The following is a 25,949-nucleotide window of genomic DNA, read 5'->3' on the forward strand; positions in this document are numbered from 1 at the left end:
CAATGTAGGCGAGGAAAAAAACAACGATAAGTCCAACGAAAAAAGTGATAAATTTCATAATAAGCCCCCTAAAAGAGATATTCTGATATATGTTTTTCATTTAAAGTGAGAATATGCATGTTTGGTAAAGAGAGGAATAGAGGAATCATGAATATATGTAGAATACATCACGTTGCAATTATTTGTTCAAATTATGAAGTGTCAAAGGATTTTTATACACGAATATTAGGTTTCAAAGTGAAGAATGAAGTATATAGAAAGGAACGAAATTCGTATAAGTTAGATTTATGTGTAGGAGGAGAGTATCAAATTGAATTATTTTCATTTCCAAGTCCGCCTGATCGCGCAAGCTTTCCAGAGGCTGCTGGACTTAGGCATTTAGCTTTTGCGGTTACTGATATAGAAGAAGCTGTTAAACATTTAAACCGATGCGATGTTGAGACGGAATTGATACGTGTTGATGAGATAACGGGAAAAAAATTCGTCTTTTTCCAAGATCCTGACGGTTTGCCATTAGAATTGTATGAGGGCTGAAAATTGGTGAATTTTATATAGGGTTGCTTTCAAGTAAATGAAGAAACTAAAGTGAAACTTCTTTATTTAAAGGAGGTGTAACTTTAGCTAAGAAAAGCTAAAGGACATATGTGGATATTTTAAAATTATTGATGGTAGCTGTTCTTATTGCGCTAACAGGTTTCTTTGTAGCTGTAGAGTTTGCAATTATAAAGGTGCGTAGCAGTCGTATCGATCAACTTGTTAGTGAAAAAAGACGAGGCGCATTGGCAGCTAAAAAAGTAACTTCAAATTTAGATGAGTATTTATCGGCATGTCAGTTAGGAATTACGATTACTGCTTTAGGGCTCGGGTGGTTAGGAGAACCGACGATTAAACATTTACTTGAACCGCTGTTTTTAATATTGGATTTATCTCCTGCAATTGCAAGTACAGTTTCATTTATTATTGCATTTGCAGTTATTACGTTTTTACATGTTGTAATTGGTGAACTCGCTCCAAAGACTTTTGCAATCCAAAAAGCAGAGCAAGTTAGCTTATTATTATCAAAGCCCATTATTTATTTTTACCGAGTTATGTATCCATTTATTTGGGCTTTAAATGGCTCTGCGCGATTTGTGACAGGCTTATTTGGTTTACATCCGGCTTCTGAACATGAAGTTGCGCATTCTGAGGAGGAACTAAGATTAATCTTGTCTGAGAGTTATGAAAGTGGCGAGATTAATCAAACTGAATTTAAATATGTAAATAACATCTTTGAATTTGATAACAGGGTAGCAAAGGAAATCATGGTACCTCGTACTGAAGTTGTTGGTTTATATGAAGATGAGCCTTTTGAGACACATATTAAAGTAATCGCACAAGAAAAATATACGAGATATCCAGTATTTGGTGAAGATAAAGATGAAATTATTGGGATGGTTAATGTAAAGGACTTATTTATTCGTTATATGGATGGTAATCGAGATGAAGAGTGTTCGATTACACCATATACACGTCCAGTTATTGAAGTGTTAGAAAATATCGCAATCCATGATTTATTATTGCAAATGCAAAGAAGGCGCATTCCATTAGCTGTATTATATGATGAATATGGTGGCACAGCAGGGATTGTTACATTGGAAGATATTTTAGAAGAAATTGTTGGAGAAATCCGAGATGAATACGATGAAGATGAGCATCCACCTATAGAACATATAAGTGAAGTGTGTAAAATTGTAGAGGGGAAAGTGCTTATTAGCGAAGTAAATGATTTATTTGGCATACATTTGGTCGCTGATGATGTTGATACAATTGGTGGTTGGATTATGGTACAAAAGCAAATCGTTGCTGAGGGGGATATTATTGAGAAACACGGCTTTTCTTTTAAAGTTCTTGAAAAGGATATGCATCAAATTAAGCGAGTTGAAATAAAGAAAGTAGAAGAATGAATGGATTTTCTATTATATAAACTTTAATAAAAATTATATATAGAAAAATAAATGTTTGCGCTTTCAAAAAGGCTGCTATATAGTGAAGGTGGATACTGAAGAATTCTTTTAATGATACTCGTATTTTATAGGGCGAATTCTTTAGATAAGGATTTAGAATGAAAAGTATAGGTGATGAAAAATGATAGCAACGAAGGATATACGTATAGAAAAAGATTTTTTAGGTGAAAAAGAAGTACCGAGTGTAGCTTATTATGGTGTACAAACATTACGTGCCGTAGAAAACTTTCCTATTACAGGATACCGCATTCATCCGTCACTCATTACGGCAATGGCAATTGTAAAGAAAGCGGCAGCGCTTGCGAATATAGATACAGGTTACTTAGCTAAAGATATCGGGCAAGAAATTGCAGAAGCGGCACAAGAGATTATGGATGGAAAGTTCCATGATCAATTTATTGTAGACCCAATTCAGGGCGGAGCAGGTACTTCAATTAATATGAATACTAATGAAGTAATTGCTAATAGAGCGTTAGAACGTATGGGATACGAAAAAGGTGAATATGCGAAAATTAGTCCAAACACTCATGTGAACATGGCCCAATCAACAAACGATGCGTTCCCAACTGGGATTCATATTGCAACTCTTATGATGCTAGAAGAACTTCTTGTTACAATGGAAGAACTTCACTCTGCTTTTCATGATAAAGCAAAAGAGTTTGATCACGTTATTAAAATGGGGCGTACACATTTGCAAGATGCAGTTCCAATTCGCCTTGGGCAAGAATTCGAAGCATATAGCAGAGTGCTAGAGCGTGATATAAAAAGAATTAAACAGTCTCGTCAACATTTATACGAAGTTAATATGGGTGCGACAGCTGTCGGTACGGGATTAAATGCAAACCCTACTTATATAGAACAAGTTGTGAAGCATTTACGAACTTTTAGTGGTTTCCCTCTTGTTGGTGCAGAGCACTTAGTTGATGCGACGCAAAACACAGATGCGTATACAGAAGTATCTGCAGCACTAAAAGTATGTATGATGAATATGTCTAAAATTGCAAATGACCTTCGTATTATGGCGTCTGGTCCACGTGTTGGATTGGCGGAAATCCAATTACCAGCTCGTCAACCAGGTTCATCTATTATGCCGGGTAAAGTAAATCCAGTTATGGCAGAAGTAATTAACCAAGTTGCTTTCCAAGTAATTGGAAATGACCATACCATTTGCTTAGCGTCAGAAGCTGGACAATTAGAGTTAAATGTAATGGAGCCGGTATTAGTATTTAATTTAATTCAATCCATCAGTATTATGAACAATGGATTCCGTGTATTCCGTGAATATTGTATTAAAGGAATTACAGCGAATGAAGAGTTGCTTAAGCAATATGTTGAAAAAAGTGTTGGAGTTATTACAGCAGTGAACCCTCATATTGGTTATGAAGCAGCTTCTCGCATTGCACGTGAAGCAATTGCGACAGGAAAATCTGTTAGGGAGCTATGTTTAGAACATGGTGTACTTACAGCAGAAGAGCTTGATATTATTTTGGATCCATACGAAATGACGCATCCTGAAATTGCTGGTGCTTCTTTATTAAAGAATAAAAAAATGTAATGTAAAAAGCACCGATCCATTTGGATCGGTGCTTTTTTTTAGAAGATATTAAATACAGCGTTTAATTGAAGTAAGCTAATAACAGCTAAGAAGATTAAACTGTATTTCATTGCTGTTTTAAATAAGGCAGATTCTTGACCAACTAGTCCAACTGCTGCACAAGCAACTGCTACAGATTGTGGTGAAACCATTTTTGCCATTGTACCACCTACTACGTTTAATGCAACGAGTGTAGAAGGAACGATGTTTAATTGATCTGCAGTTACTGCTTGAAGTGGTGCGAATAATGAACCACTTGATACTACTGATCCTGTAATGAATACGCCAATCCATCCTAAGATTGGAGAAAGAACTGGGAATGCATTACCAGTAGAAGAGAATGCAAGTCCAAGTGTAGATGACATACCAGAGTAGTTCTCTACGTAAGCTAAAGCGATAACGCTACAAATTGTATATACTGGAGCTTTTAGTTCTTTCATTGTTTCAATCATTAGTTCTTTAACCATTTTACCTTTTACGCGGTAAACGATAAGTGAAACGATAATTGCTAGTACGATCGCAGTAGTTGTAGAAGAGAATACATCGAATTTGAAAATCGCTGCGAAAGGTGTATCAGCTTTTGTAATTGGTGCAGTTTTCATAACCGCATTATGAAGACCAGGGAACTGAATGTTAAATACTAAGTTTGCCAATGGACCATCCGGAGCAAATAAAGCTTTAATCGGTTTTAAATTAAAGATTGTTACGAATGCAGTTAAGAATACGAATGGAGACCAAGCATATAAAATTTGATTGAATGTATGAGATTCTTTTTCTTCTTGTTTTTCTTCTTTAGCAGAAGATTTTGGCTGCCAAACACGTAAGAATAATGCAAGAGAGACCATACTTACAACGGCTGCGAAAATATTAGTAAGTTCTGCACCTAAGAAGTAAGTTACAAGGAACTGAGTAATGGCGAAAGAGACACCACTTACAAGAATACCTTGCCAAGTTTCTTTAATACCTTTAATTCCATCGACCATTGAAACAAGTAAGAAAGGTAAAATAATGCTAATGAATGGTAAAATATGAACAGTTTGACGACCTATAGTTAATGCGTCTAATTGAGTTAATTGTGCAGGTACTGTAACTGGGATACCCATAGCACCCATAGCACCACCAGCGATGTTAGCTACTAAACAAATACCGGCTGCTTTTAATGGATTAAAGCCCATACCTACAAGTAATGCAGCTGTAATAGCAACTGGAACCCCTAGACCAGCTGCACCTTCTAAGAAAGCACCGAAAGAATAAGCGATTAATAATACTTGTAAACGTTGATCATTTGTAATGCTTGAAATACTATCGCGAATTATGTTGAATTGCTCTGTTTTAACAGTTAATTTGTAAAGGAAAATGGCTGCGATAACGATAGTACAAATTGGATAAAATCCAGATAAAACACCGAATCCGGCAGATGCTAGAGCTACAGTTGCGGGCATTTTATAAACAAATATAGCAAGAATAATAGCGACGATCACACTATAAAGCCCAGCGATGTAACTTTTCATTTTGAGTCCCATTAAACAAATGATGAAACAGAAGATTGGAAGTGCTGCGATTAGTGCAGATAACCAAATGTTGTTTAACGGGTCATAAATTTGTGTCCAAGTACTCATAATGATGACAACTCCTATCTATTTATATGTGAAGAAATTCACATTATTTGTGAAACTATTCACAATCAACTTACATGCTTAGTATATTCTCCTTCAACACTATTGTCAACGTGAAAAAGTATAATTATTCCATAATAGTGTTAAAAGTAACATTTTGTTCATAAAGTAGACAAAAAGCGTAATCAAATTGATTTGAATACGCTTTTATAAATTATTTACATATTCTTTCATTTTTTCATATGTCATTGGTCCTACATGCTTATATTGAATGACACCGTTTGTATCGATGACAAAAGATGTTGGAATGCTGATGATTTGATATGCGGCACTTGCCTGTCCTTTCTGATCTAATAGGACGGGGAAGGTATATTTGTTTTCTTCAAGAAATTGTTTTACATTGTTCGGGTCTTTTTCAGTAGCTGTCGCATTTACAGCGACAATTTCAATCCCCATATCTTTAGTATCATGATAAAACTTTTCCATATCAGGCATTTCTATTTTGCATGGACCACACCAGCTTGCCCAAAAATTCAATATTACTTTTTTTCCTTTATAGTCTGTAAGGCGAACTTCTTGACCAGTGGTTGTTTCCAGAAGGAAATTGAGGGCAACATTGCCAACTTCAGTTCCAACTGGGGTGTTTGATTTTGAAGCTATATCTTCTTTGTTGTCTAATAGGAAGTGATCGATAATAGTCCAGCTAACCGCAATGCTAATTAACGCAATAATAAACCATTTTTTAATATTACATCATCCTCCTTACTTAAATTTCCTTTTTATCGTAACAAAGTGGTTAAATATGGTCAAATTACTTTACGATAGGTTATCAATTATAGACGATATTTTACAATATCATTACTGTACATTTCAGTAAGGTGAAAATATAACAAAAAGGCTGATAAATCAACATTTGTAAGCAAAGTATTACTATCCCTTTGTTTTGCTTTTTCTTTATATCATATAGTATAATATTCAAAATCAGCAGGGATTTTTTCCTGAACTGTGTGCTGATAAAAGGAGGAAAAATTTTTCAGCATTATAGGTTGATAAAGTTATGTCGTAACAGGAAATATAAGAACAGATATATAAATAAATAATAAAGAAAATAAAAAACGAAAATGAGGGGAATTTTATGAACCAAAACCAATTTGACTGTCGTATTTCAGAAGAAGACGTACAGATGTTAAGAGCATTAGCTCATCCATTGCGTCTACGTTTAGTAATGGAACTAATGCAGCGTGGAACATGTAATGTAACACAATTACAAGAGGTATTAGAAATTCCGCAATCAACTGTTTCGCAGCATTTAACGAAATTAAAACAAAATAAAGTAGTACGCTTTGAGAGACGCGGGTTAGAAGTGTACTATCAAATTCATAACGATAAAGTAAGTGAAGTAGTAAAAACATTATTTTCTTAATTTTTGAATATTATGGAAAAAAGACGTGTGAAACATACGTCTTTTTTTATTTGGAAAGGATGTAATAATAGGAAGATTTGAGAGCGTATATATTAGCGCGTGAGAAAGAAACAAACAAACTATCGGTTGAAGTGCTAAATTGACGGAATATATTCTGAAGGGATATGAAAAGATAGAAAGGAGTGTTGTAAGCCAAAGGAGGAATAATATAATGGATGTAAAACGTGTGAAACAGATATTATCTTCTTCAAGTAGAATTGATGTTACATATGAGGGAGTCCCCGTATGGATTGAGAGCTGTGATGAGCAGAAGGGGAGTGCTCAAGTGTATGACGTATCCAATCCAGGAGAGAGCGTTCACGTGGATGTGACGGCTTTAGAAGAGATGTAATAGAAAAGACGCTTCTAATTGTAGAAGCGTCTTTTTTGTGTTATTCCATCATACTTGCAACTTTTTTAGAGCAGAGAAGAAGTACAAATCCTAGGACGATAACGATAATACCGATACTTGCAAATACTTCAAGATAGCCTAATGATTGTGTAAAGGAAGCAAGCTTACCAGCTAACCAGTTAGCCATACCTGAACCAGCTAACCATACACCCATTAGTAATGATGCTAATTTAACAGGTGCAATTGCACTTACCATTGATAGACCGATTGGTGATAAGAATAGTTCGCCAATTGTATGGAACATATAAGTGATAACGATGAATAATAAGTTTGCTTTAACAGTTATATCAGCTTCATTACTTCCAGTTTTTAGAACCGCTAATGTTAAAACAAGGTAACCTATACCTAGTAAAATCATACCAAATGCCATTTTTGTTGGTACTTTTAAATCGCCACGCTTTGATTTAGAAAGTTTTAACCATAGCATAGATACGAATGGTGCAAGTAGTACGATGAATGCTGGGTTAACTGATTGGAACCAAGATGTTGGAACTTCCCATCCGAAAATTGTACGATCTACGAATTTATCTGTATAAAGTGTTAAAGAACTACCAGCTTGTTCAAATCCTGCCCAGAAGAATACAACGAAACAAGTTAAAATTACAATTGCCCAAGTGCGATTTTTTTCTTGTTTTGTTAAAGGTTTCTTTTCAGTTGCAGATTGATTTTTTGTTTTTTTACCAACAACTGTTGTTCCTGCTGTACCAAGGTAGCGAGGAGCTAATAAGTTGAAAACAATTTGGCCAATAATCATACCGATACAAGCTGCTAAGAATCCGTATTTATATCCCATAACCATAACGCCATCAACGCTTGTTTTAAAGAAATCTTCTGCTAAAAATCCACAAATAAGTGGAGCGAAGAAAGCACCTACGTTAATACCCATATAGAAGATAGTAAATGCACTGTCACGACGTGAATCATTTTCGTCATACAATTCACCTAACAGTGTAGAAATATTTGGTTTAAAGAATCCATTACCAATAACTAATAGTACTAATCCAAGTAATAGTCCTGTTTTTGTATTCATGGAGAATAGTACAAAGTTACCAATCGCCATAATAATTCCGCCGAGAGTAATGGCATGACGTCTTGTAATATAATGATCAGTTAGCCATCCGCCTATAATTGGCATGAAATATACTGCCGCTGTAAAAGTACCATATAATTGCACTGCAACTGCCTTATCAAATCCTAACCCGCCACTAACAGCAGCAGTTGTTAAATAAAGAACTAAAAGGCCACGCATTCCATAATAACTAAATCTTTCCCACATTTCTGTTAAGAACAACAAATATAATCCTGGTGGATGTTTTTTTGGTGATTGTTGTTCTCCAGCTTTTTCTAATTTTAAAGCTGCATCCATTTTTGTTTCCCCCTAATCTTGTATAACGGATATTTATGTAATTATTTTAATTCACAAAATATTTAGAAGTCAATAGAATTATATGGAAATAGCAAGAAAATTTCTGAAAAAATCTATTTTTCTTCAACCGTTATCGTATTTTTCCCTGAAAACAAGATAATAAGCGTTTTCAAATGTAATAATTGAATTCTAAAAGAAAGTAAAATAGTGACAAATCAGAAAATTTAGATTAGAATATTTATTCTGATATAGAGAAAATAAACTATATTTACTTTTACAATATAACATATCGGGAATAAAAATACAAAATGAAATAATGTGACACTTCAGTGAAATGAAAAAACCAGCTCCATAAAAGAGGGAGCTGGTTAGAATAAAATTATTTAACAAAGCGTTTTTCAATATCATCTAGTAGTAAGTTAGCAGCCATTACACCACCAGCTGTATTCCAAATAACGTCGTCAACTTTGTATGCTTTTCCATTCTTTACTGCATTTAAGTTTTTAAATAGAGGATCGTTTATATATTCTTTTTCTAGTTCAGAGCCTTTTTTCTCGTTGCCTTTATCGAATGTGAAGTAGAATAATACATCACCATCCATTGCAGAAATACGCTCTTTAGATACGTTACGTTCTGCAAAATCATTTTTATTTTGATCACCAGGACGTTTAAATCCAAGTTCTTTTAAAATAACACCAGAGAATGTATCACCATGATAAATACGAACATCACCAGGCATAAAACGTACCATAGAAATTTCTTGATTTACTTTATCGCCAAGTTTGCCTTTTAAATCTTTCATACGTGATTCGTAATCAGCTAAAACCTTTTGACCTTCTTTTTCTTTATTTAATGCTTTCGCATAAAATTTGAAGTTATCTTTCCATTCACCGCGTAATGTTTCAGAGAACACAGTAGGTGCGATTGCTTTTAGTTGCTCATATACTTTTTCGTGACGCATTTTGTTACCGATAATTAAATCTGGTTTTAAAGAAGCAATTGTTTCAACGTTAACTTGTCCTTCGTCGCCAACAACTTTTACATCTTTCATTTTGTCCTTAATATGTGGATACCACGGATCACCAGTCCAAGACTTTACAGCACCAACTGGTTTCACACCTAATTCAAGTAAAGCTTCAGTTCCTTCATTCGTTAAAATAACGACACGTTTTGGATTAGCAGGAACTTCTGTTTTACCCATTGCGTGTTCAACCGTAATCATTTCTTTTTTATTATCTTCTTTTGTTGCTTCTTCTTTGTTATTTGACTTTCCACAAGCACTTAAAAGCAGTGAAAATGCTAGTAGAAATACAAATACTGTAAACGATTTCTTTTTCATGAAATTCATTATGTACCCCCTACATGTTGAGAAAATTTTTCAATTGCAAGYATGATATTAAAACTTTGCTGCTCGGTTGTCAATATATATCACTGAAAATGATTATCAGTTTTATTGACAATGCGAATTAAGTTGAAATAAACTAACAACGTATCATTATACATTGAAGGGGAAACGCTGCATGTTATTAAAAACAAATCAAGCAAAATGGATTGGATTATTTGTTGGGATCATTGCAGTCGTTATTTGTATTTGGGGAAGTATTATTTTCGGATATACAAATACGAGTTGGAAATTAGCGTTAGATGCTTTTTTCCATTTTAATGGTTCAAATGAACATATTATTATTCAAAATKTGCGTCTACCAAGGGCACTAATTGCAGCCAGTGTTGGTGCTAGTTTAGCCATAGCGGGTTGTTTAATGCAAACTTTAACAAAGAACCCACTTGCTTCTCCAGATTTTATTGGATTAAATTCAGGTGCTGCTTTCTTCATAGTTGTAGCAATTGTGATTTTTTCCGTTACATCATTATCAGCTTTCACTTGGATTGCCTTTTTAGGAACGACAGTTGCAGCAGTACTAGTATTCGCTTCTAGTTCTTTAGGAAAAGAAGGGACAACCCCGCTCAAGTTAACATTAGCGGGTGTAGCGATAAGTGCTTTGTTTTCATCATTAACACAAGGGTTACTTGTATTAAATGAAAAGGCGCTGGAAGAAGTTTTATTTTGGCTTGCTGGATCTGTACAAGGGAGAAAGTTAGAAATTTTACAATCTGTATTCCCGTATTTATTAGTAGGTTGGATTGCATCTCTTATGATGGCAGGGAAAGTAAATACATTGATGATGGGAGAAGACGTCGCGAAAGGACTTGGACAACGAACAATTTTAATGAAATCATTCGTACTACTTATTATTGTACTGTTGTCTGGTGGTTCAGTTGCGGTTGCTGGCCCAATAGGATTTATTGGAATTGTTACTCCGCATTTTGCTAGATCTCTTGTTGGAGTTGATCACAGATGGAGAGTACCCTATAGCGGCTTGTTAGGTGCAATACTACTAATCTTGGCTGATATAGCAGCAAGATATGTCATTATGCCACAAGAAGTACCAGTAGGGGTTATGACAGCATTTATCGGAGCCCCATTCTTTATTTATATTGCACGTAAGAGAGGGCTTAGCAAATGAAGAAGTATATTCCGTTTCGTATAGGAAAAGATGGGTTCTCGTTTTTAATGTATAAACGAGCTATTCTAGTCTTATTAAGTTTACTAGCTATTTTAATAGGATTATTTTTTGCCAGTGCAGGGATGGGCGATATGAAAATTGCTCCTTATGATGTATGGCAAGCGATTACCGGAAATGGCGATGAGATGTCAAATATGGTTGTAAATAAGTTTCGTATGCCACGTATTTTAATTGCTATTCTTGTAGGAATCGCACTTGCTGTAGCAGGATGTATTTTACAAGGGCTCGTTCGAAATCCACTTGCTTCTCCTGATATCATTGGAATCACAGGTGGTGCAAGTGTTGCAGTTGTACTCTTTTTAGCGATATTTAGTGATAAAAATAATGCGCTAACAGTAAGCATTCATTATATGCCGCTCGCAGCTTTTGCTGGTGCGACGATTGTTGCGTTTTTTGTATATTTATTTGCATGGAGAAATGACGGGTTATCACCGATTAGTCTTGTTTTAATTGGTGTTGGATTTTGGGCATTAACGAAAGCGGCAACGACTTTATTTATGTTGTTAGCCCCAATTTATCAAGCGAGTCAAGCGAATGTATGGATTACAGGTACTGTTTATGGTTCTTCATGGCAAAATGTTATGGTACTTGCGCCTTGGGTTCTCATTTTAACGGTAATATCATTTATAGCGGCTAGACATTTAAATGCCCAAGAGCTAGGGGATGATATAGCAGTAGGACTCGGTGTTCCTTTAACGAAGTCACGTGTATTCATGTTACTACTTAGTACAGCTTTAATTGGTGGAGCAGTCGCTTTCGCAGGAGGAATTGGATTTGTCGGTTTAATGGCACCTCATATTTCACGAAGATTAGTTGGCTCTTTCTACGGTGCATTGCTCCCAGTTGCGGCGATTATCGGTGCAATTTTAGTACTTGCTGCAGATTTAATTGGGCGTACAGTTTTCACACCACTTGAAATTCCAGCAGGGGTATTTACATCAGCAATTGGTGCACCTTATTTTATTTATTTACTTTATAAAAGTCGGAATTCATAAAGGGAGATGAATATGCAAAAAGCATTGGAGACGAAACGCTTGACGCTGTCGTATGGTGAAACAATTATTATTGATGAGCTGAATTTAGAAATTCCAAAAGGGGAAATTACAATCTTCATCGGTTCTAACGGTTGTGGGAAATCAACTTTATTACGTTCACTAGCTAGATTATTAAAGCCAACAACCGGTGACATTTTGTTAGATAATCAAGCGATTCAAAGTATGCAAACGAAGCAAATCGCTCGTCAAATGGCGATTTTACCGCAAGGGCCACAAGCACCGGAAGGACTTACGGTATTACAACTTGTTAAGCAAGGACGTTATCCATATCAAACATGGCTGAAGCAATGGTCCGAAAAAGATGAGGAAATGGTACAAAAAGCGCTTGCGGCAACGGGTATGACAGAATTTGCTGAGCGTGATGTTCATGCTCTTTCAGGTGGACAGCGTCAACGTGCTTGGATTGCAATGACCCTTGCACAAGATACCGATATTATTTTACTGGATGAGCCAACTACATATTTAGATATGACTCACCAAATTGAAGTGTTAGATTTATTATTCGAATTAAATGAAACAGAGAAAAGAACGATTGTTATGGTATTGCATGATTTGAACTTGGCATGCCGTTATGCAGACAATATTGTAGCTATTCAAGATAAACAAATATATGCGCAAGGTAAACCAGAAGAAGTTGTTGATCAAAAGTTAGTTCGTGATGTATTCCGTATGGAGTGTCAAATAAGCGCTGATCCGTTATTTGGAACACCGCTCTGTATTCCACATGGAAGAGGAAGAAGTGTACGTAAAGAAGCTGTTCAGGCGATGAGATAATAAAAAAAACGATGAGCAATTCATCGTTTTTTTTATTTTTCGCAAGAAAATAGTAGGAAAAGGGGAATACGTAATAGTAGGAAAAGGGGAATACGTAAGCGACGTTCATATTCTTCTTTTCCCTGAAAACAGTTTCGATTTGGTGTGGCTTCTTTTAAGTTTGTAATTGTAAATCCGGCTTGTTGTAATAATGTAAAATATTCTTCCGTTGTCCGATGATATTTAATAACCTCTTGATCAATCCACGGCTCAACTCGTTTTCCTGTTTTGAAATAATCATCGACGAGCCAGCTAGTTCTTTTACCACTTGTTTGTAAGCTTTCAAACGAAGAGGTAATAACGGGATGTTGAACGCTAAAGGTAAAGGTCCCGTTTGTTTTTAAAGTTTGAAACACATTTTGAAAAATGATATCAAGATGTTCAATATAATGTAAGGCGAGTCTAGATGTTACTAAATCAAAAGTAGAAGGAGGATAGGTATAGTCTTTGAGGTTTATAAAATGAACAGATCCATTTTTATTTTCTAGGTGCTTACTAGCTTTTTCATACATGAGCTCGGAGCCTTCAATGCCAGTGTAAGAGTGGCAACCATTTTCTAATAATTCCTCGCCAAATTTAGCGTCACCACAACCTAAATCGAGAATTTGTTTTCCTTGTACATCACCAATGAGCTGAAAGAATGCTGGTTTTTCAAGTACTTCGTTTGGGCTATTTTCTCGATATCTTCGCTTCATATATTGTTCTAAAAACGATTCGTTATTATATACATCAGATTCTGTAAATACCATGTTTGAAGCCCCCTTGAATATTTTTTTCATTCTATCAAATATGAAAAGTAAATAATAGATTTCTTGTAATGAATCGTATATAATCTAAAATTGTAAGCGGTTTCTTTAAACTATTTTTCTATAATAAATTCTGAAAACGTGTTAAGCTAGTAGAGGGATTATTAGAACTATTAAGACAATAATTCGCTTACATGAACGATGGGAGGCTTCACAATGTCTAGTAAAACACTTGCAAACTTTTTAGAAGAAAATTTAGAGGATTTAAAATCAAAGGGGCTTTATAACGTAATTGATCCGCTTGAAAGTCCAAATGGACCGATTATTACAATTGGCGGAAAAGAATATATTAACTTATCTTCAAACAACTATCTTGGATTAGCGACTGATAATCGCTTACAAGAAGCAGCAATTGGTGCAATTCATAAGTACGGTGTTGGAGCAGGAGCTGTTCGTACAATTAATGGTACTTTAGATTTGCATATCAAATTAGAAGAAACAATTGCAAAGTTTAAACATACAGAAGCAGCAATTGCTTATCAATCAGGATTTAACTGTAATATGGCAGCGATTTCAGCTGTTATGGATAAAAATGATGCGATTCTTTCAGATGAATTAAACCATGCATCTATTATTGATGGTAGTCGTCTATCAAGAGCGAAAATCATCGTTTATAAGCATTCTGATATGGAAGATTTACGCAAAAAAGCAATCGAGGCAAAAGAATCAGGTCTTTATAATAAATTAATGGTTATTACAGACGGTGTTTTCTCAATGGATGGAGATATTGCAAAATTACCAGAGATTGTTGAAATTGCAGAAGAGCTGGATTTAATGACATATGTAGATGATGCACACGGTTCAGGGGTACTTGGCAAAGGTGCAGGTACTGTAAAACATTTCGGCCTTTCTGATAAAGTTGATTTCCAAATCGGTACATTATCAAAAGCAATTGGGGTAATTGGTGGATATGTAGCTGGGAAACAAAACTTAATCGATTGGTTAAAAGTGCGTTCACGTCCATTCTTATTCTCAACAGCTTTAACACCAGCTGATGCAGCTGCTTGTATGAGATCAATTGAAATTTTAATGGAAAGCACAGAGTTACACGATCGTTTATGGGAAAATGGTCGCTATTTGAAACAAGGGTTAAAAGAACTTGGCTTTAACATTGGAGAAAGTGAGACACCAATTACACCTTGTATTATTGGTGATGAAGTATTAACACAAGAATTTAGTAAACGTCTAAATGAAGAAGGCGTATATGCAAAATCTATCGTATTCCCAACCGTAGCAAAAGGAATGGGACGCGTTCGAAATATGCCTACAGCAGCTCATACGAAAGAAATGTTAGATGAAGCAATTCGTAAGTATGAAAAAGTAGGGAAAGAAATGGGTATCATTTAATTAACGACATCTTGTGAATAGCTTGCAAATGAGGAGTGGGAAAAATGAAAAAAATTCTAGTAACCGGTTCTTTAGGGCAAATTGGTTCTGAACTAGTAATGAAACTTCGTGATGTATACGGCGCATCAAATGTTATTGCAACAGATATTCGTGAAATAGATAGTGAAGTGGTAACGTCTGGTCCATTTGAAACGTTAGATGTAACAGATGGACAAAAATTACATGATATTGCAAAGCGTAATGAAGTAGATACAATTATTCATTTAGCGGCTTTACTTTCAGCAACTGCAGAAAAAAATCCGTTATTTGCTTGGAATTTAAATATGGGCGGACTTGTAAATGCATTAGAAGCAGCACGTGAATTAAACTGTAAGTTTTTCACGCCAAGTTCTATCGGTGCATTTGGTCCATCAACGCCAAAAGATAATACACCACAAGATACAATTCAACGTCCTACTACAATGTATGGGGTAAACAAAGTAGCAGGAGAATTACTATGTGATTATTATCATCAAAAGTTCGGTGTTGATACGCGCGGCGTACGTTTCCCAGGCTTAATTTCTTACGTAGCTCCTCCAGGAGGCGGAACAACTGATTATGCAGTTGAAATTTATTATGAGGCGATTAAAAAAGGTGCATACACCTCATACATTGCAGAAGGAACATACATGGACATGATGTATATGCCTGATGCTTTACAAGCGATCATTTCATTAATGGAAGCTGATCCAAGTAAGCTAGTGCATAGAAATGCGTTCAACATTACAGCAATGAGCTTTGAACCAGAGCAAATCGCAGCATCAATCCGTAAACACATCCCGAACTTTACAATGGATTACGCAGTAGACCCAGCTCGTCAAACGATCGCTGATAGCTGGCCAAACTCTATTGACGCAACTGCAGCAATGAAAGAGTGGGGCTTTAAAGCAGACTACGATTTAGACAAAATGACAACTGACATGCTTGCGAAGTTAAAAAAAAAGCTTGCAGCTGAGTTAGTGATGAATTAATAGGAAGAGCCGATTCTTAGGAATTGGCTCTTAATTATTTTAGGAAGGGAGAAAAGCAACATGCAAAGAGTTGATGTTGTATATGCACTAATACACGATAGCGAAAAAGATAAAATATTAATGGTACATAATGTAGAACAAAACGTTTGGTCACTGCCGGGCGGGGCTGTTGAAAAAGGTGAAACGTTAGAGGAAGCTTTAGTAAGGGAAGTAAAAGAGGAGACAGGCTTAACTACCGTAACAGGTGGACTTGTCGCAATAAATGAGAAGTTTTTTGAGAAGCAAGGCAATCATGCGCTATTGTTTACATTCCAAGCAAATGTTGTAACAGGTGAACTTAGTGCAGAAGATGAAGGAGAAATTTCCGCAATCGAGTGGGTAGATAGGAAAATTGCAAATGAGCGATTCCCATTCTATGACGGAGGATTCGAATCATTGTTAAAAGTATCCATTCCATACAAGTTTCAACCAGAAACAAAGTGATTGAAAGAAAAAACAGGAGCGACAAGGCTCCTGTTTTTCTATTCAATCGTCTTCAGTAATAGTTTCTTCAACAATGGTTTAATCTTCAGGCGTAAATCTTCAGCATGATTTGCAACTAAGAAGTGATGGTTATAAATGTTTTTCATTAGTTGATAAGTCGCTTCTTTCGCTTCGCCTTCTTCGATGAAGATACCGATTACTTCCATACCACTTTTACGAGCGAGTTTGACAGCTTCATGTGTATCTAAAATACCGTCTTGTTGATAGTCTAATGCAGAAGGCTCACCGTCTGTAAAGACAAGTAAGAATTTATGCTTTTCTGGTCTTTTCGCAAGCTTTTCAGAAACGATGCGAATAATATACCCGTCGCGGTTATCTTCTTCTTCGCGAAGTTGCATAATTTCTGGACCGACATTTGGTAACGTTGAGTTTTTATACGTAACAACTTCATGAATAACATTCGGTTTATCTTCAGGTTTAGCACTAGAAGCATCTTCCCAAAATCCGCTAATAGCGTGCGGGATTTTTAAAGATTTTAAAGCTTCATGGAATAGGACCACACTCTTCTTCGTTTCTTCCATTTTGTTATACATAGAACCAGAGCAGTCCACTAATAGTTGGAATGCAACGTCTAATTCTTGAGATTCTTGTCCTTTTTTATAAAACATCCGCGGCTGCTTTTCTGTATAAATACGAAGGAATTTCTTACGAAGTCTTCCGTAATATTTATCACTATTTGCATTCGTTTTGTTTTCAATTGTTTTTTCGATGATTTTCTTTAATTCTTTTACATCTTTATTAACGACTGATTTGATAGCTTGGTAATCTTTTTTCTCATCAGGATTTGATTTGCGAGCTTCTTTAAATGTATGAGAAGCTCCCACATTATACTTGCCGTATGCACCGTCGTTTTGGCTAGAAGCATGAGACGCTCTTGCTTCCTCTGTATCAGCACCATCAAAGTTAGATTGTGTACTTTTTTGGGAAGTACCTTGTACAGAACCAAGTGCTTGGTCACCATCTTCTGATTCACGAGCAGTATCACCCATCATATTTGTTTTTGTTCCGCTTTCTAATTCAAAGCGTAAAAAGTTCTCGTTTTCATTGTTTTTATTTTCACGGTGCCATGTCGAGAAGCTTTCATCCATTTTGTTTTTGTTATCATCGTCATCTAGGAGCTGCGTATCATCATTTGCTAATTTTTCAGCGCGACTGTCTTTCTCATCTGCAATAACAGATAAATAAAGCGGGGCATGTCCGAAATAATTATTAACCATATCACTTTCAAGAAGTCCTTCTAAGCGATAGCGAATTTTCTCAACGATATACATAATATCTTCCGTATTACGAGCTTGGAATGTTTCATGCAAAATTGATTCAATTTGCTCGAAATATTCATTATTAAACATTTCATATTTATCACTCGTTAATGAAAGATAGCATAGACAAAATAGACGGTCACCGTGATAGTTACGAACACGATTTATTTCATTTTGTGAGCCAAAGTAATTACGATACATTTCTTTTCGGCGTTTAAAAATGTGTTTTGTGCCAGGACGTAAATTTTTGACGATTTCCTCAACACGTAAATCTTCTAATAGAACAAATAATTGTGTTAAAAACTTTTTTAGAGGCGATTCTTGTAATTCAATCGCATAAGAACGAATTAAAGTCATGTCCGAGTAATGTTTATTACCAAGTGCCTTTAAGAACACTTCGCTTTTTAATCCGATTACTGTATCCTCTTCTTTTCGATCATCCCAAAAGTGACTAATGACAACCTTTTTTTCAATTTCGTCGTAGTATGCTTTATAGCCATACTCAAGATAGGCATCGTCTTCTTTTAGAAGAGCATACATTAAGTTTTCCATTTGTAGAAACAGCGACGCATCAATTTTTTTGTCACTAAAAATTTGTCTCATGAATTATCCCTCAAAGAAATAACTTTCTGCTAATTCACGGACAGTCATTTGTTCTGTTTCATCGTTTAATTTTGCGATAATACTACGTTCAATTGCACGCATAACAGGAATATATACACCTAAATCACATGCATCGATAATGCCACGAATACTAGCTGCTTCTTCACTTACGCGTCCATCACGAGCTAAAGGCATAAGATCGCTTGCGAATGCAACGAACTTTTCAATTGTTGCAACATCATTTAATTTTGATTCAGATAGTAATAGTTCTTTTAATGTATCACCTTGAATGTAAGGAACTTCAATAATAACGAAACGGTTTTTTAACGCTTCGTTTAGTTCACTTGTCCCAACATAACCTTCGTTAATCGCAGCGATTACGCGATATTCGTCATCACCGTATACAACTTCTTGTGTAAATGGGTTTGTAATCATTTTACGGTAATCTAACGCACCATGAAGAAGTGGTAATGTTTCAGGTTTTGCCATATTGATTTCATCAATATATAAGAAATGACCGTTCTTCATTGCCTTCATAAGAGGACCATTAACGAATGTAACTTCAGATGCACCCTCTTTTGTTTGTAATGTGTTGTATCCTAAAATACCTTCTACATCTAAGTCGACAGAACAGTTAATGCTATGCATTGGTTTTTGGAATAAAGAAGAAAGAGTTTCCGCTAGTACTGTTTTACCACTACCAGTTGGTCCTTTTAATAGAATGTTTTTACCAAGTAAAAGTGCTGTAATGGCATCTTCAATAATGCTGTTATCAGATGCTTTATATATTTTCTTTCCAATTAAATGTGCATTTTCGCCAGCTTCTTGTTTGTTTTTTTCGTGAAGGGCTGAGAGCTTTTGTTTTAAATCAGCGTGTATATGAAATTGTTCTAACATGTATTTCCCACCTAACATTATTTTCATAAAGTAATACATCTTATGATAACTTGTTTTAATATGGTATGCAAAGAAAAGGAGAGAGGGGAAATGTAAAAGAAAAAGCAATCAATATTATATTGATTGCTTATAGCAAAGGAGAAATGAGTCGCATGAAAGACTCTAATATTCGTTTTTTGATACTTCTTTTTTGGAACGAGTTCCATTTAATTTCAGTGGAATGCTTAAAGTCTTCTTCAAAATCATGTTTAATATCATGAACGGTTTCTGATTCATAAAGTACACTAATAATTTCATAATTTAACTCAAAGCTACGTACATCCATATTTGCTGTTCCAATTGTTGCAATCTTATCATCAACGAGTACAATTTTCGCATGCATAAAACCATCTTTATAACTGTAAATGGAAGCACCGGCTTTTAAAAGTGGAGTGAAATAGGATTGAGATGCTTGATCACTAATAATACTATCACTTTTACCTGGATATAAAATGCGTACATCTATGCCGGATATTGCACTTAAGCGTAATAATGTTAAAGTTTCTTGATCGGGAATAAAGTATGGCGTAGCGATCCAAATAGATTTTTTGGCAGAGCCCATAACAGCTAGTAACGTATTACGAATACTTTTATCATCTGAGCTTGGTCCACTTGCTACAATTTGAACAGCACCTTCTGCATTCGAAATTTCTTTACCAGGGAAGTATTGTACATTCATAAATTGATCCCAAGAATAGTTACTTAAACCACTAGAGGCATAGAGCCAATCTTCTAGAAAGATTGCTTGTAATTTATATAATGCTTTTCCTTCTATTTTTAAATGACTATCACGCCAAACGGGAAATTTCTTTGAACGGCCGAGATATTCGTCACCGACGTTGAGTCCTCCAGTAAATCCAATTTCTCCATCTACAATAACAATTTTACGATGGTTACGATAATTGACTGTTTCAAGTAACCAAGCTGAAAAAATAGGATCAAATTCCACAATTTCAACTCCAGCTTCTTTCATAGGCTGTAAAAATCGTCTTCTTAACGTGTTACTTCCGAGTCCATCATAAAGGAAGCGTACAATAACCCCGGATTTTGCCTTCTTTATTAAAGCATCCCGAACTTTTGTACCAATCTCATCGGCTTTATAAATATAGTATTGAATATGTATATGGTGTTTTGCATGCTCAATAGCGTGCAGAATTTCTGAAAATGTTTGATCTCCGTTTGTTAAAAGTTTTGTAGTCGTTCTATCTGCGGCAGGACCGCCTCCGAATTTTTGTACTACTTCTGTTAAATGGATAGAACGCTCATGTAATGGAACTGTAAGAGAAAGTTCTAGTCGTCTTCCTTCTAATATTTCACGGAATAATTTTCTTTGTTCTTCTGAACGATGAAGATGTTTTTTTCTTCTCCAACGGCTACGACCGAAGAGGGAGTATAAAAGCACACCTACAACAGGAAGAAGTGCTAATACTAAAAACCACGCTAAGGTACTTTGAGGAGACCTGTTTTCGATAAAAATAACGAATGAAATTCCTACGATTGTGATGGACCATAGAGCACCAACAAACGTATATAACGAAATAACCGATGTATTTAATAGGAAAAGAACGATAGATACGATTGTAAATATTAATAATAATTGAACGATAGGCTTCTTCATTTCTATAAAATTCCTCTAATCTTTCTTAAATATAGACTTCTTATATAAAAGGTGTAATCTGACATTCTTATTATAAAGTGTTTTGTTTTTTTTACAAAATATAGACATTTTCCCCATGCTTTCCGCATTTGTCCTACATACAGTATATTATTACATTTTTATATAGAAAAGGGGATGAATAAAATGTATGGTCGTCCAGTTGGAGGCTTCGGACATGGCGGATTTCATGGGAGTTTTGGACATTCTCCATTTTTTGGCGGAGGATTCTTTCCTGGATTTGTAGCAGGGGCTTTACTTAGTCCTGCGTTTGGTTATAGCGGATATGGTTATCCATATTATTCAGATACTCTATACTATACGGATTATGAACAGTATCCTTACTATTCATACAACACATATTAAAGTAGGGAAATTGAAAAGGAGAGGAAGAGAAATGAACTATATACTAAATCACGGAGGATATTATCGTAATCATCATGGTGGGGGAGGACATCATCACCATGGTGGACACAATCATTATGATCATCATCACCACCATCACGGCGGCGGCTGGGGCGGCAGCTGGGGTGGCGGCTCGTGGGGCGGAGGATTCTTTCCAGGAAGTTTTGCTGGTGGAGTATTAGGAGGACTTACAGCTGGAGCGTTAACAGGTGCAGCTAGTGGTGGGGGATATTACCCAGCGCCGTATCCAGTAACTTACCCAACGCCATATCCAACACCATATCCAGGTTACCAGCAAATATCGAATCCATATTATTAAACAAAAAAAGAGGCTACCCTCTTTTTTGTTTAATAATGTATATATTTATAAAATACTTCCAAAATAAAGGTGAAAATATGTTAATATTTTGTTATTGTAATTCAAAATATTAACTGCCAATTTTAATCTCTATTCCGTTAGTTTGTTGGCAGTTGGATTTACACCTTAATATTTCATGAAAGCAAAGAGATTAGGTGTGAGGCCACATTAGTAGGGAGCAGAGGCTAGTATTGATTAAATTGTCGCTTTATAAATTAAAAAAATGTAAGAGAATACGGTATAATAAGATCAGATAATCAGAGAAGTGAAAAGTCTCTACTATAATTAAAACGGCACTATATTGCTTTTTTTTATAAATAATATTATGTTATTTTAATCGGCCTATTTAGAAAAAATTTGTGATTTATCCCGCATTAACGGGCAGTAAGACTCCCACCTCAAAATTCGGTGAATGCGAGGAAGTTAGTTGGGAGATAACTGCCCGTAAAAGCCCGATTGGTGAAGGCTAATAATCAGTGGGGGGATGGACAAAACCCCCACTGATTAAAGTTTCACTTTATGTAAAGGCATATTGTTAGAAAATGAAATATCTCTATTTCTATGAAGAGAAACGAATTGTGTTTTAGTCAGATAGGAAGCAAGGAGAGGTGCGCATGCTAGAACAAAGAGGTCATGCATTATATGACTCTTCATTGCAAGATTTAAAATTAGCATTAGATGAGTCTTCAATTGTTGCTATTACAGACCGAAATGGTCTTATTACATATGTGAATGATAAATTTTGTAAAATCTCAAAATATAAAAGAGAAGAGTTAATAGGAAAAGATCACCGTATTTTAAATTCCGGATATCATCCGAAAGCATTTTTTCAAATCCTATGGAAGCGTATTTTGAGTGGAAAAGTCTGGACGGGGGAAATTCGAAATCAAGCAAAAGATGGTACGTATTATTGGGTTAAAACAACAATTGTTCCATTTTTAAATGAAAAGGGAGAACCCTATCAATTTATTGCAATTCGAAATGATATAAGTAGTAGGAAAGAAGCAGAGCAAAGATTACGATTAAGCGAAAGTCGTTATAGGGAACTTGCTTATCATGATGCGTTAACAAGTTTACCAAACCGTTTACAGTTAATTACGACTGTAAATAAGATGATCGCAGAGAAAATAGAGTTTGGCATGATTTACTTTGATTTAGATCGCTTTAAATTAGTGAATGATACGTTAGGTCATATGATAGGAGATTTACTTTTAAGTGAAGTCGCTTCCCGATTGCATTACGTACTAGGAGATAAAGATGTTCTGGCTAGGCTTGGTGGAGATGAATTTGTACTATTAACAAAAAAACATACACAAGATGAGATGAGGCAGTTAGCGACATCTGTGTTGTCATGCTTTCAAGCACCATTTATGCTGGAAGGTCATGAAGTATATATTTCAGCCAGTCTAGGACTTTGTTCCTATCCGCAAGATGGAAAAGACGTTGAAACATTATTGAAAAATTCAGATTTAGCCATGTATAGTGCGAAAGAGCAAGGAAGAAATGGGGCGTGCTTCTTTACAGATGAATTACGTGCGAAAATAAATCGTAGAATGAAAATAGAGTTTGCTTTGCAAAAAGCAATTCGTGACGAAGAATTAAAAGTGGCATTACAGCCCATTATTGATTTGAAAACAAAGAAATGTACTGGTATTGAGGCTTTAGTACGCTGTAAGACAGAAGAAGGTCCTATTTCACCAAGTGAATTTATACCTGTAGCTGAAGAGTGTGGACTTATTATAAAACTAGGAGACTGGGTACTAGAAAAGTCATGTCGATTGTTTAAAACTTTGCCAGAGTATCAAGAGGGACTGAAGTTATCTGTTAATTTATCAATACAACAATTGATGCAAAAGCGCTTTATTTTATCTGTTCGTAGTATATTGAAGCGAACAGGATTTCCACCAAATCGTTTAATATTAGAAATAACAGAAAGTATAGCTGTACGTCATTTTGATTATATTATTGCTACATTACAAGAATTAAGAAGTATGGGGATTTTAATCGCTTTAGACGATTTCGGAACAGGATATTCCTCATTATATTATTTAAAAAAACTACCACTTGATATTGTGAAAATTGATCGTAATTTTATTCGTGAGTTTCATTATGATCACGCACAGCCAGAGCGAACGATTGTAAAATCAGTTATTGAAATTGCCCATAGTTTAAATTTATTAGTGGTTGCTGAAGGGGTAGAAACGGTAGAACAAGAAAGTTTATTAAAATCAATGGGTTGCGACTTTGTACAAGGTTTTTATTATGCGAGACCGTTAGATGTAGGTGAACTAAAAGAAAAGTTATTAACTGACTTTTAATAAAAAAAAGAGAAGCGGAAAGCTTCTCTTTTTTATTATTTTTTTTGTGAATCTTTCATTAAAATTGGATAAAGAATAAGGCCTAGTACAAACAACCCAATTCCTAAGAAGAACGTTTTTAAATCAGCAGTTCCTGTTTTAATAACCCAAATGGAATATAAAAATGCTAGTGCAGTAATGATCCCATCTTTTATTCGAGATCCAGGCATTATATCATACGTTTCTCCCGTAATAACTAATTTTAACTGGTACAAGGTAGAAACAAGGTACGGGATTAAATATGCTAATGTCGCTACAACAATAGCGAAATTATATGCTTCGGAAACAGTACCAGAAATCGTTGAAAATAAGAAAATTTGTGTCATCACATTTGTAATAAATAATGATTTTGAAGGACTTCCTTTTTTATTTGTTTTTCCGAAAAACTTAGGGAAAACCCCATTTTTTGCTGCTTGGTAAGGTACTTCTGAGCTAACAACGATCCATCCTACAGTAGAGCCGAATAAAGATACGAGTGCAAGTAAGGCCATTATATAAGCACCCTTAGTACCAATTGCTAAATTTAATGCATCTACTAATGGCTTTTGAGACTCTTTTAAAACGTCTTGTGGAAGAGCACCCATTGTTAGTAGAGTAATTGCCATGTAAATAAGAAGAGCGATGATTAATCCGAAAATCGTAGCTTTCTTAACATCGTGCTGAGATTTTGCGCGGTTAGAGAGCATAACTGCTGACTCAATGCCGATAAACGCCCAAAGTGTTGCAATAGCAGCTGAATTTATTTGTCCACCCAACGAAATAGGTTGTCCAGCTTCATTCATAAATGTTTGACCGTCCCCGAAATTAGAGGCATTGAAAATGAATAATGTGATTACAATAAACATTGTAAATCCGATGATTTTTGCGATTGTTGCAAGAAGGTTCATATTTCCTGCTCTATCAATATTTTGAGAAAGAATATATTGAATTCCCCATAGCATCATACTACATACTATGAAGGTTAAAGCTTTTCCAAGTTCTAATGAAAATCCGTTTGTTGAAAAGAGAATTTGCTTACTTTGTAAAACTGGGAAGAATGTTGATAAATATCCTGCAAAGGAAATAATTACAGATGCTGTAGCAGCCCAGTTAGCAGCCCAGTACCCCCAAGCCATACTATATCCTGCAACTTTACCTGCCTTTTGGGAGGTAAACATTGCTTGGGCGTAACTTTGTGGTCCTGCTTTTAATTCTGGTTTACGAATTGCTAAATTTCCAAATACGAGTGCAATCATAAATACACCAAGTCCTGTAATACTCCATGCAAGTGTAGATCCCATTGGACCTGATACGTGTGCTAAATTTGCTGGGAGCATAAATACGCCACCGCCAACCATATTCCCGATAACAAAAGCTGTTAAAATCCATAATCCCCATTTTTTCGTTTCCATTTTTGTTAACTCCTTTGTAGTAAGTTTTGCTTAAACATCATTTTTTACTAGCATTTTTTGCAATAAAAAAAGAGCCATGTAGATAAAAAATACCTACATGGCTCTTTGCCAAAGCGTAGGTACAATGGGAATAACCCTTGTACCTACGCGTAATTTTTCCGCTAGGTTTCAAGGGTTAAGTATGATGATGATGTTTTTGTGCAAATGTAACTACAGTTGTATAAGTAAGCATAGTTTTTTGCTCCCTTTCTCCTCTGATTTTGAAGTTAGTATACTACATGTTTTTTTGAATGAAAAGAGAAATATAAAAAAATTTATAAAAATACGTTTTAGAGACTAAATATTTACCTATAGTTTTCTTGTACTGGAAAATA

Annotated in this window: 23 protein-coding genes; 14 read left to right on the forward strand and 9 right to left on the reverse strand. The window is 35.3% G+C overall.

The window, feature by feature from the left end; all coding sequences use genetic code 11:
• Window positions 1–147 precede the first annotated feature (147 nt).
• The 3 genes from gloA2 (at window position 148) to aspA (ending at window position 3,558) form a co-directional block, all read left to right on the forward strand.
• Entirely contained in the window at window positions 148–534 is a 387-nt protein-coding gene (gene gloA2 / locus AC1DTM_RS07125) for an SMU1112c/YaeR family gloxylase I-like metalloprotein (protein WP_088098695.1), read from the forward strand.
• Window positions 535–644: 110 nt separating this feature from the next.
• Complete coding sequence (locus AC1DTM_RS07130) at window positions 645–1,943, forward strand: hemolysin family protein (RefSeq protein ID WP_088098693.1); 1,299 nt, start codon at window positions 645–647, stop codon at window positions 1,941–1,943.
• A gap of 181 nt (window positions 1,944–2,124) precedes the next feature.
• Complete coding sequence (aspA, locus tag AC1DTM_RS07135; RefSeq protein ID WP_016103508.1) at window positions 2,125–3,558, forward strand: aspartate ammonia-lyase; 1,434 nt, start codon at window positions 2,125–2,127, stop codon at window positions 3,556–3,558.
• A 38-nt stretch (window positions 3,559–3,596) separates the two neighbouring features.
• Here the strand turns inward: aspA and AC1DTM_RS07140 are convergent, their stop codons facing one another.
• Both AC1DTM_RS07140 and AC1DTM_RS07145 read right to left on the reverse strand, forming a co-directional pair.
• A complete protein-coding gene (locus AC1DTM_RS07140; RefSeq protein ID WP_016103509.1) occupies window positions 3,597–5,216 on the reverse strand; it encodes a lactate permease LctP family transporter in 1,620 nt (539 codons plus the stop codon).
• A gap of 204 nt (window positions 5,217–5,420) precedes the next feature.
• Window positions 5,421–5,960 (reverse strand): redoxin domain-containing protein, encoded by a 540-nt coding sequence (locus AC1DTM_RS07145; RefSeq protein ID WP_307839164.1) that lies wholly within the window; start codon window positions 5,958–5,960, stop codon window positions 5,421–5,423.
• Window positions 5,961–6,348: 388 nt separating this feature from the next.
• On the opposite strand from AC1DTM_RS07145, the gene AC1DTM_RS07150 reads away from it, so the two are divergent.
• Window positions 6,349–6,636: an ArsR/SmtB family transcription factor gene (locus AC1DTM_RS07150; protein WP_001075217.1), complete on the forward strand. Its 288-nt coding sequence runs from the start codon at window positions 6,349–6,351 to the stop codon at window positions 6,634–6,636.
• Window positions 6,637–6,847: 211 nt separating this feature from the next.
• A complete protein-coding gene (locus AC1DTM_RS07155) occupies window positions 6,848–7,027 on the forward strand; it encodes an acid-soluble spore protein H (protein WP_002010492.1) in 180 nt (59 codons plus the stop codon).
• A 40-nt stretch (window positions 7,028–7,067) separates the two neighbouring features.
• Here AC1DTM_RS07155 and AC1DTM_RS07160 read toward each other — a convergent pair whose 3' ends face one another.
• Both AC1DTM_RS07160 and AC1DTM_RS07165 read right to left on the reverse strand, forming a co-directional pair.
• A complete protein-coding gene (locus AC1DTM_RS07160; protein ID WP_016103510.1) occupies window positions 7,068–8,453 on the reverse strand; it encodes a peptide MFS transporter in 1,386 nt (461 codons plus the stop codon).
• A gap of 379 nt (window positions 8,454–8,832) precedes the next feature.
• A complete protein-coding gene (locus AC1DTM_RS07165; protein WP_016103511.1) occupies window positions 8,833–9,801 on the reverse strand; it encodes an ABC transporter substrate-binding protein in 969 nt (322 codons plus the stop codon).
• Between the two features lie 172 nt (window positions 9,802–9,973).
• On the opposite strand from AC1DTM_RS07165, the gene AC1DTM_RS07170 reads away from it, so the two are divergent.
• From AC1DTM_RS07170 to AC1DTM_RS07180, 3 genes are read left to right on the forward strand one after another with little or no spacing between them, the layout of a single operon-like run.
• On the forward strand, window positions 9,974–10,978 hold the full coding sequence (locus AC1DTM_RS07170; protein ID WP_477000122.1) for a FecCD family ABC transporter permease: 1,005 nt from the start codon (window positions 9,974–9,976) through the stop codon (window positions 10,976–10,978).
• Window positions 10,975–12,033 carry a FecCD family ABC transporter permease gene (locus AC1DTM_RS07175; RefSeq protein ID WP_002114017.1) on the forward strand — a complete coding sequence of 353 codons (1,059 nt, stop codon included), beginning with the start codon at window positions 10,975–10,977 and terminating at the stop codon, window positions 12,031–12,033. Before AC1DTM_RS07170 ends, AC1DTM_RS07175 begins: the two co-directional genes overlap by 4 nt.
• Window positions 12,034–12,045: 12 nt before the next feature.
• A complete protein-coding gene (locus AC1DTM_RS07180) occupies window positions 12,046–12,867 on the forward strand; it encodes an ABC transporter ATP-binding protein (protein ID WP_002114020.1) in 822 nt (273 codons plus the stop codon).
• Between the two features lie 32 nt (window positions 12,868–12,899).
• On the opposite strand, the gene AC1DTM_RS07185 is transcribed toward AC1DTM_RS07180, so the two are convergent.
• Window positions 12,900–13,655, reverse strand: a complete 756-nt coding sequence (locus AC1DTM_RS07185; RefSeq protein WP_088098694.1) for a class I SAM-dependent methyltransferase — start codon at window positions 13,653–13,655, stop codon at window positions 12,900–12,902.
• Window positions 13,656–13,868: 213 nt separating this feature from the next.
• Between AC1DTM_RS07185 and AC1DTM_RS07190 the strand changes: the two genes are divergently transcribed.
• The 3 genes from AC1DTM_RS07190 to AC1DTM_RS07200 are packed head-to-tail and all read left to right on the forward strand — an operon-like array spanning window position 13,869 to window position 16,552.
• Window positions 13,869–15,059, forward strand: a complete 1,191-nt coding sequence (locus AC1DTM_RS07190) for a glycine C-acetyltransferase (RefSeq protein ID WP_000095918.1) — start codon at window positions 13,869–13,871, stop codon at window positions 15,057–15,059.
• Window positions 15,060–15,103: 44 nt separating this feature from the next.
• Entirely contained in the window at window positions 15,104–16,069 is a 966-nt protein-coding gene (locus tag AC1DTM_RS07195) for an L-threonine 3-dehydrogenase (protein WP_016103514.1), read from the forward strand.
• 60 nt (window positions 16,070–16,129) lie between these two features.
• Complete coding sequence (locus tag AC1DTM_RS07200; RefSeq protein WP_016103515.1) at window positions 16,130–16,552, forward strand: NUDIX hydrolase; 423 nt, start codon at window positions 16,130–16,132, stop codon at window positions 16,550–16,552.
• 38 nt (window positions 16,553–16,590) lie between these two features.
• Here AC1DTM_RS07200 and AC1DTM_RS07205 read toward each other — a convergent pair whose 3' ends face one another.
• The 3 genes from AC1DTM_RS07205 to AC1DTM_RS07215 all read right to left on the reverse strand — a co-directional run bounded on the left by AC1DTM_RS07205 (window position 16,591) and on the right by AC1DTM_RS07215 (window position 21,028).
• A complete protein-coding gene (locus AC1DTM_RS07205) occupies window positions 16,591–18,474 on the reverse strand; it encodes a vWA domain-containing protein (RefSeq protein WP_016103516.1) in 1,884 nt (627 codons plus the stop codon).
• 3 nt (window positions 18,475–18,477) lie between these two features.
• On the reverse strand, window positions 18,478–19,371 hold the full coding sequence (locus AC1DTM_RS07210) for an ATP-binding protein (protein WP_016103517.1): 894 nt from the start codon (window positions 19,369–19,371) through the stop codon (window positions 18,478–18,480).
• A 127-nt stretch (window positions 19,372–19,498) separates the two neighbouring features.
• Window positions 19,499–21,028 (reverse strand): cardiolipin synthase, encoded by a 1,530-nt coding sequence (locus AC1DTM_RS07215; protein WP_016103518.1) that lies wholly within the window; start codon window positions 21,026–21,028, stop codon window positions 19,499–19,501.
• Between the two features lie 183 nt (window positions 21,029–21,211).
• On the opposite strand from AC1DTM_RS07215, the gene AC1DTM_RS07220 reads away from it, so the two are divergent.
• The 3 genes from AC1DTM_RS07220 to AC1DTM_RS07230 all read left to right on the forward strand — a co-directional run bounded on the left by AC1DTM_RS07220 (window position 21,212) and on the right by AC1DTM_RS07230 (window position 24,145).
• Window positions 21,212–21,430: a hypothetical protein gene (locus AC1DTM_RS07220; protein ID WP_016103519.1), complete on the forward strand. Its 219-nt coding sequence runs from the start codon at window positions 21,212–21,214 to the stop codon at window positions 21,428–21,430.
• A 31-nt stretch (window positions 21,431–21,461) separates the two neighbouring features.
• Entirely contained in the window at window positions 21,462–21,788 is a 327-nt protein-coding gene (locus AC1DTM_RS07225) for a hypothetical protein (protein ID WP_016103520.1), read from the forward strand.
• A 653-nt stretch (window positions 21,789–22,441) separates the two neighbouring features.
• Complete coding sequence (locus tag AC1DTM_RS07230; RefSeq protein ID WP_002114053.1) at window positions 22,442–24,145, forward strand: putative bifunctional diguanylate cyclase/phosphodiesterase; 1,704 nt, start codon at window positions 22,442–22,444, stop codon at window positions 24,143–24,145.
• 35 nt (window positions 24,146–24,180) lie between these two features.
• Here AC1DTM_RS07230 and AC1DTM_RS07235 read toward each other — a convergent pair whose 3' ends face one another.
• Complete coding sequence (locus AC1DTM_RS07235) at window positions 24,181–25,575, reverse strand: amino acid permease (RefSeq protein ID WP_002114055.1); 1,395 nt, start codon at window positions 25,573–25,575, stop codon at window positions 24,181–24,183.
• Window positions 25,576–25,949: the final 374 nt, after the last annotated feature.

Source organism: Bacillus sp. P4_D3 (assembly GCF_056401855.1).

Coding starts and splice junctions, on each gene's coding strand:
- gloA2 (WP_088098695.1), top strand. CDS start 148: ATGAATATATGTAGAATACATCACGTTGCAATTATTTGTTCAAATTAT.
- aspA (WP_016103508.1), top strand. CDS start 2,125: ATGATAGCAACGAAGGATATACGTATAGAAAAAGATTTTTTAGGTGAA.
- AC1DTM_RS07140 (WP_016103509.1), bottom strand. CDS start 5,216: ATGAGTACTTGGACACAAATTTATGACCCGTTAAACAACATTTGGTTA.
- AC1DTM_RS07150 (WP_001075217.1), top strand. CDS start 6,349: ATGAACCAAAACCAATTTGACTGTCGTATTTCAGAAGAAGACGTACAG.
- AC1DTM_RS07155 (WP_002010492.1), top strand. CDS start 6,848: ATGGATGTAAAACGTGTGAAACAGATATTATCTTCTTCAAGTAGAATT.
- AC1DTM_RS07160 (WP_016103510.1), bottom strand. CDS start 8,453: ATGGATGCAGCTTTAAAATTAGAAAAAGCTGGAGAACAACAATCACCA.
- AC1DTM_RS07165 (WP_016103511.1), bottom strand. CDS start 9,801: ATGAATTTCATGAAAAAGAAATCGTTTACAGTATTTGTATTTCTACTA.
- AC1DTM_RS07175 (WP_002114017.1), top strand. CDS start 10,975: ATGAAGAAGTATATTCCGTTTCGTATAGGAAAAGATGGGTTCTCGTTT.
- AC1DTM_RS07180 (WP_002114020.1), top strand. CDS start 12,046: ATGCAAAAAGCATTGGAGACGAAACGCTTGACGCTGTCGTATGGTGAA.
- AC1DTM_RS07185 (WP_088098694.1), bottom strand. CDS start 13,655: ATGGTATTTACAGAATCTGATGTATATAATAACGAATCGTTTTTAGAA.
- AC1DTM_RS07190 (WP_000095918.1), top strand. CDS start 13,869: ATGTCTAGTAAAACACTTGCAAACTTTTTAGAAGAAAATTTAGAGGAT.
- AC1DTM_RS07195 (WP_016103514.1), top strand. CDS start 15,104: ATGAAAAAAATTCTAGTAACCGGTTCTTTAGGGCAAATTGGTTCTGAA.
- AC1DTM_RS07200 (WP_016103515.1), top strand. CDS start 16,130: ATGCAAAGAGTTGATGTTGTATATGCACTAATACACGATAGCGAAAAA.
- AC1DTM_RS07205 (WP_016103516.1), bottom strand. CDS start 18,474: ATGAGACAAATTTTTAGTGACAAAAAAATTGATGCGTCGCTGTTTCTA.
- AC1DTM_RS07210 (WP_016103517.1), bottom strand. CDS start 19,371: ATGTTAGAACAATTTCATATACACGCTGATTTAAAACAAAAGCTCTCA.
- AC1DTM_RS07215 (WP_016103518.1), bottom strand. CDS start 21,028: ATGAAGAAGCCTATCGTTCAATTATTATTAATATTTACAATCGTATCT.
- AC1DTM_RS07220 (WP_016103519.1), top strand. CDS start 21,212: ATGTATGGTCGTCCAGTTGGAGGCTTCGGACATGGCGGATTTCATGGG.
- AC1DTM_RS07225 (WP_016103520.1), top strand. CDS start 21,462: ATGAACTATATACTAAATCACGGAGGATATTATCGTAATCATCATGGT.
- AC1DTM_RS07230 (WP_002114053.1), top strand. CDS start 22,442: ATGCTAGAACAAAGAGGTCATGCATTATATGACTCTTCATTGCAAGAT.
- AC1DTM_RS07235 (WP_002114055.1), bottom strand. CDS start 25,575: ATGGAAACGAAAAAATGGGGATTATGGATTTTAACAGCTTTTGTTATC.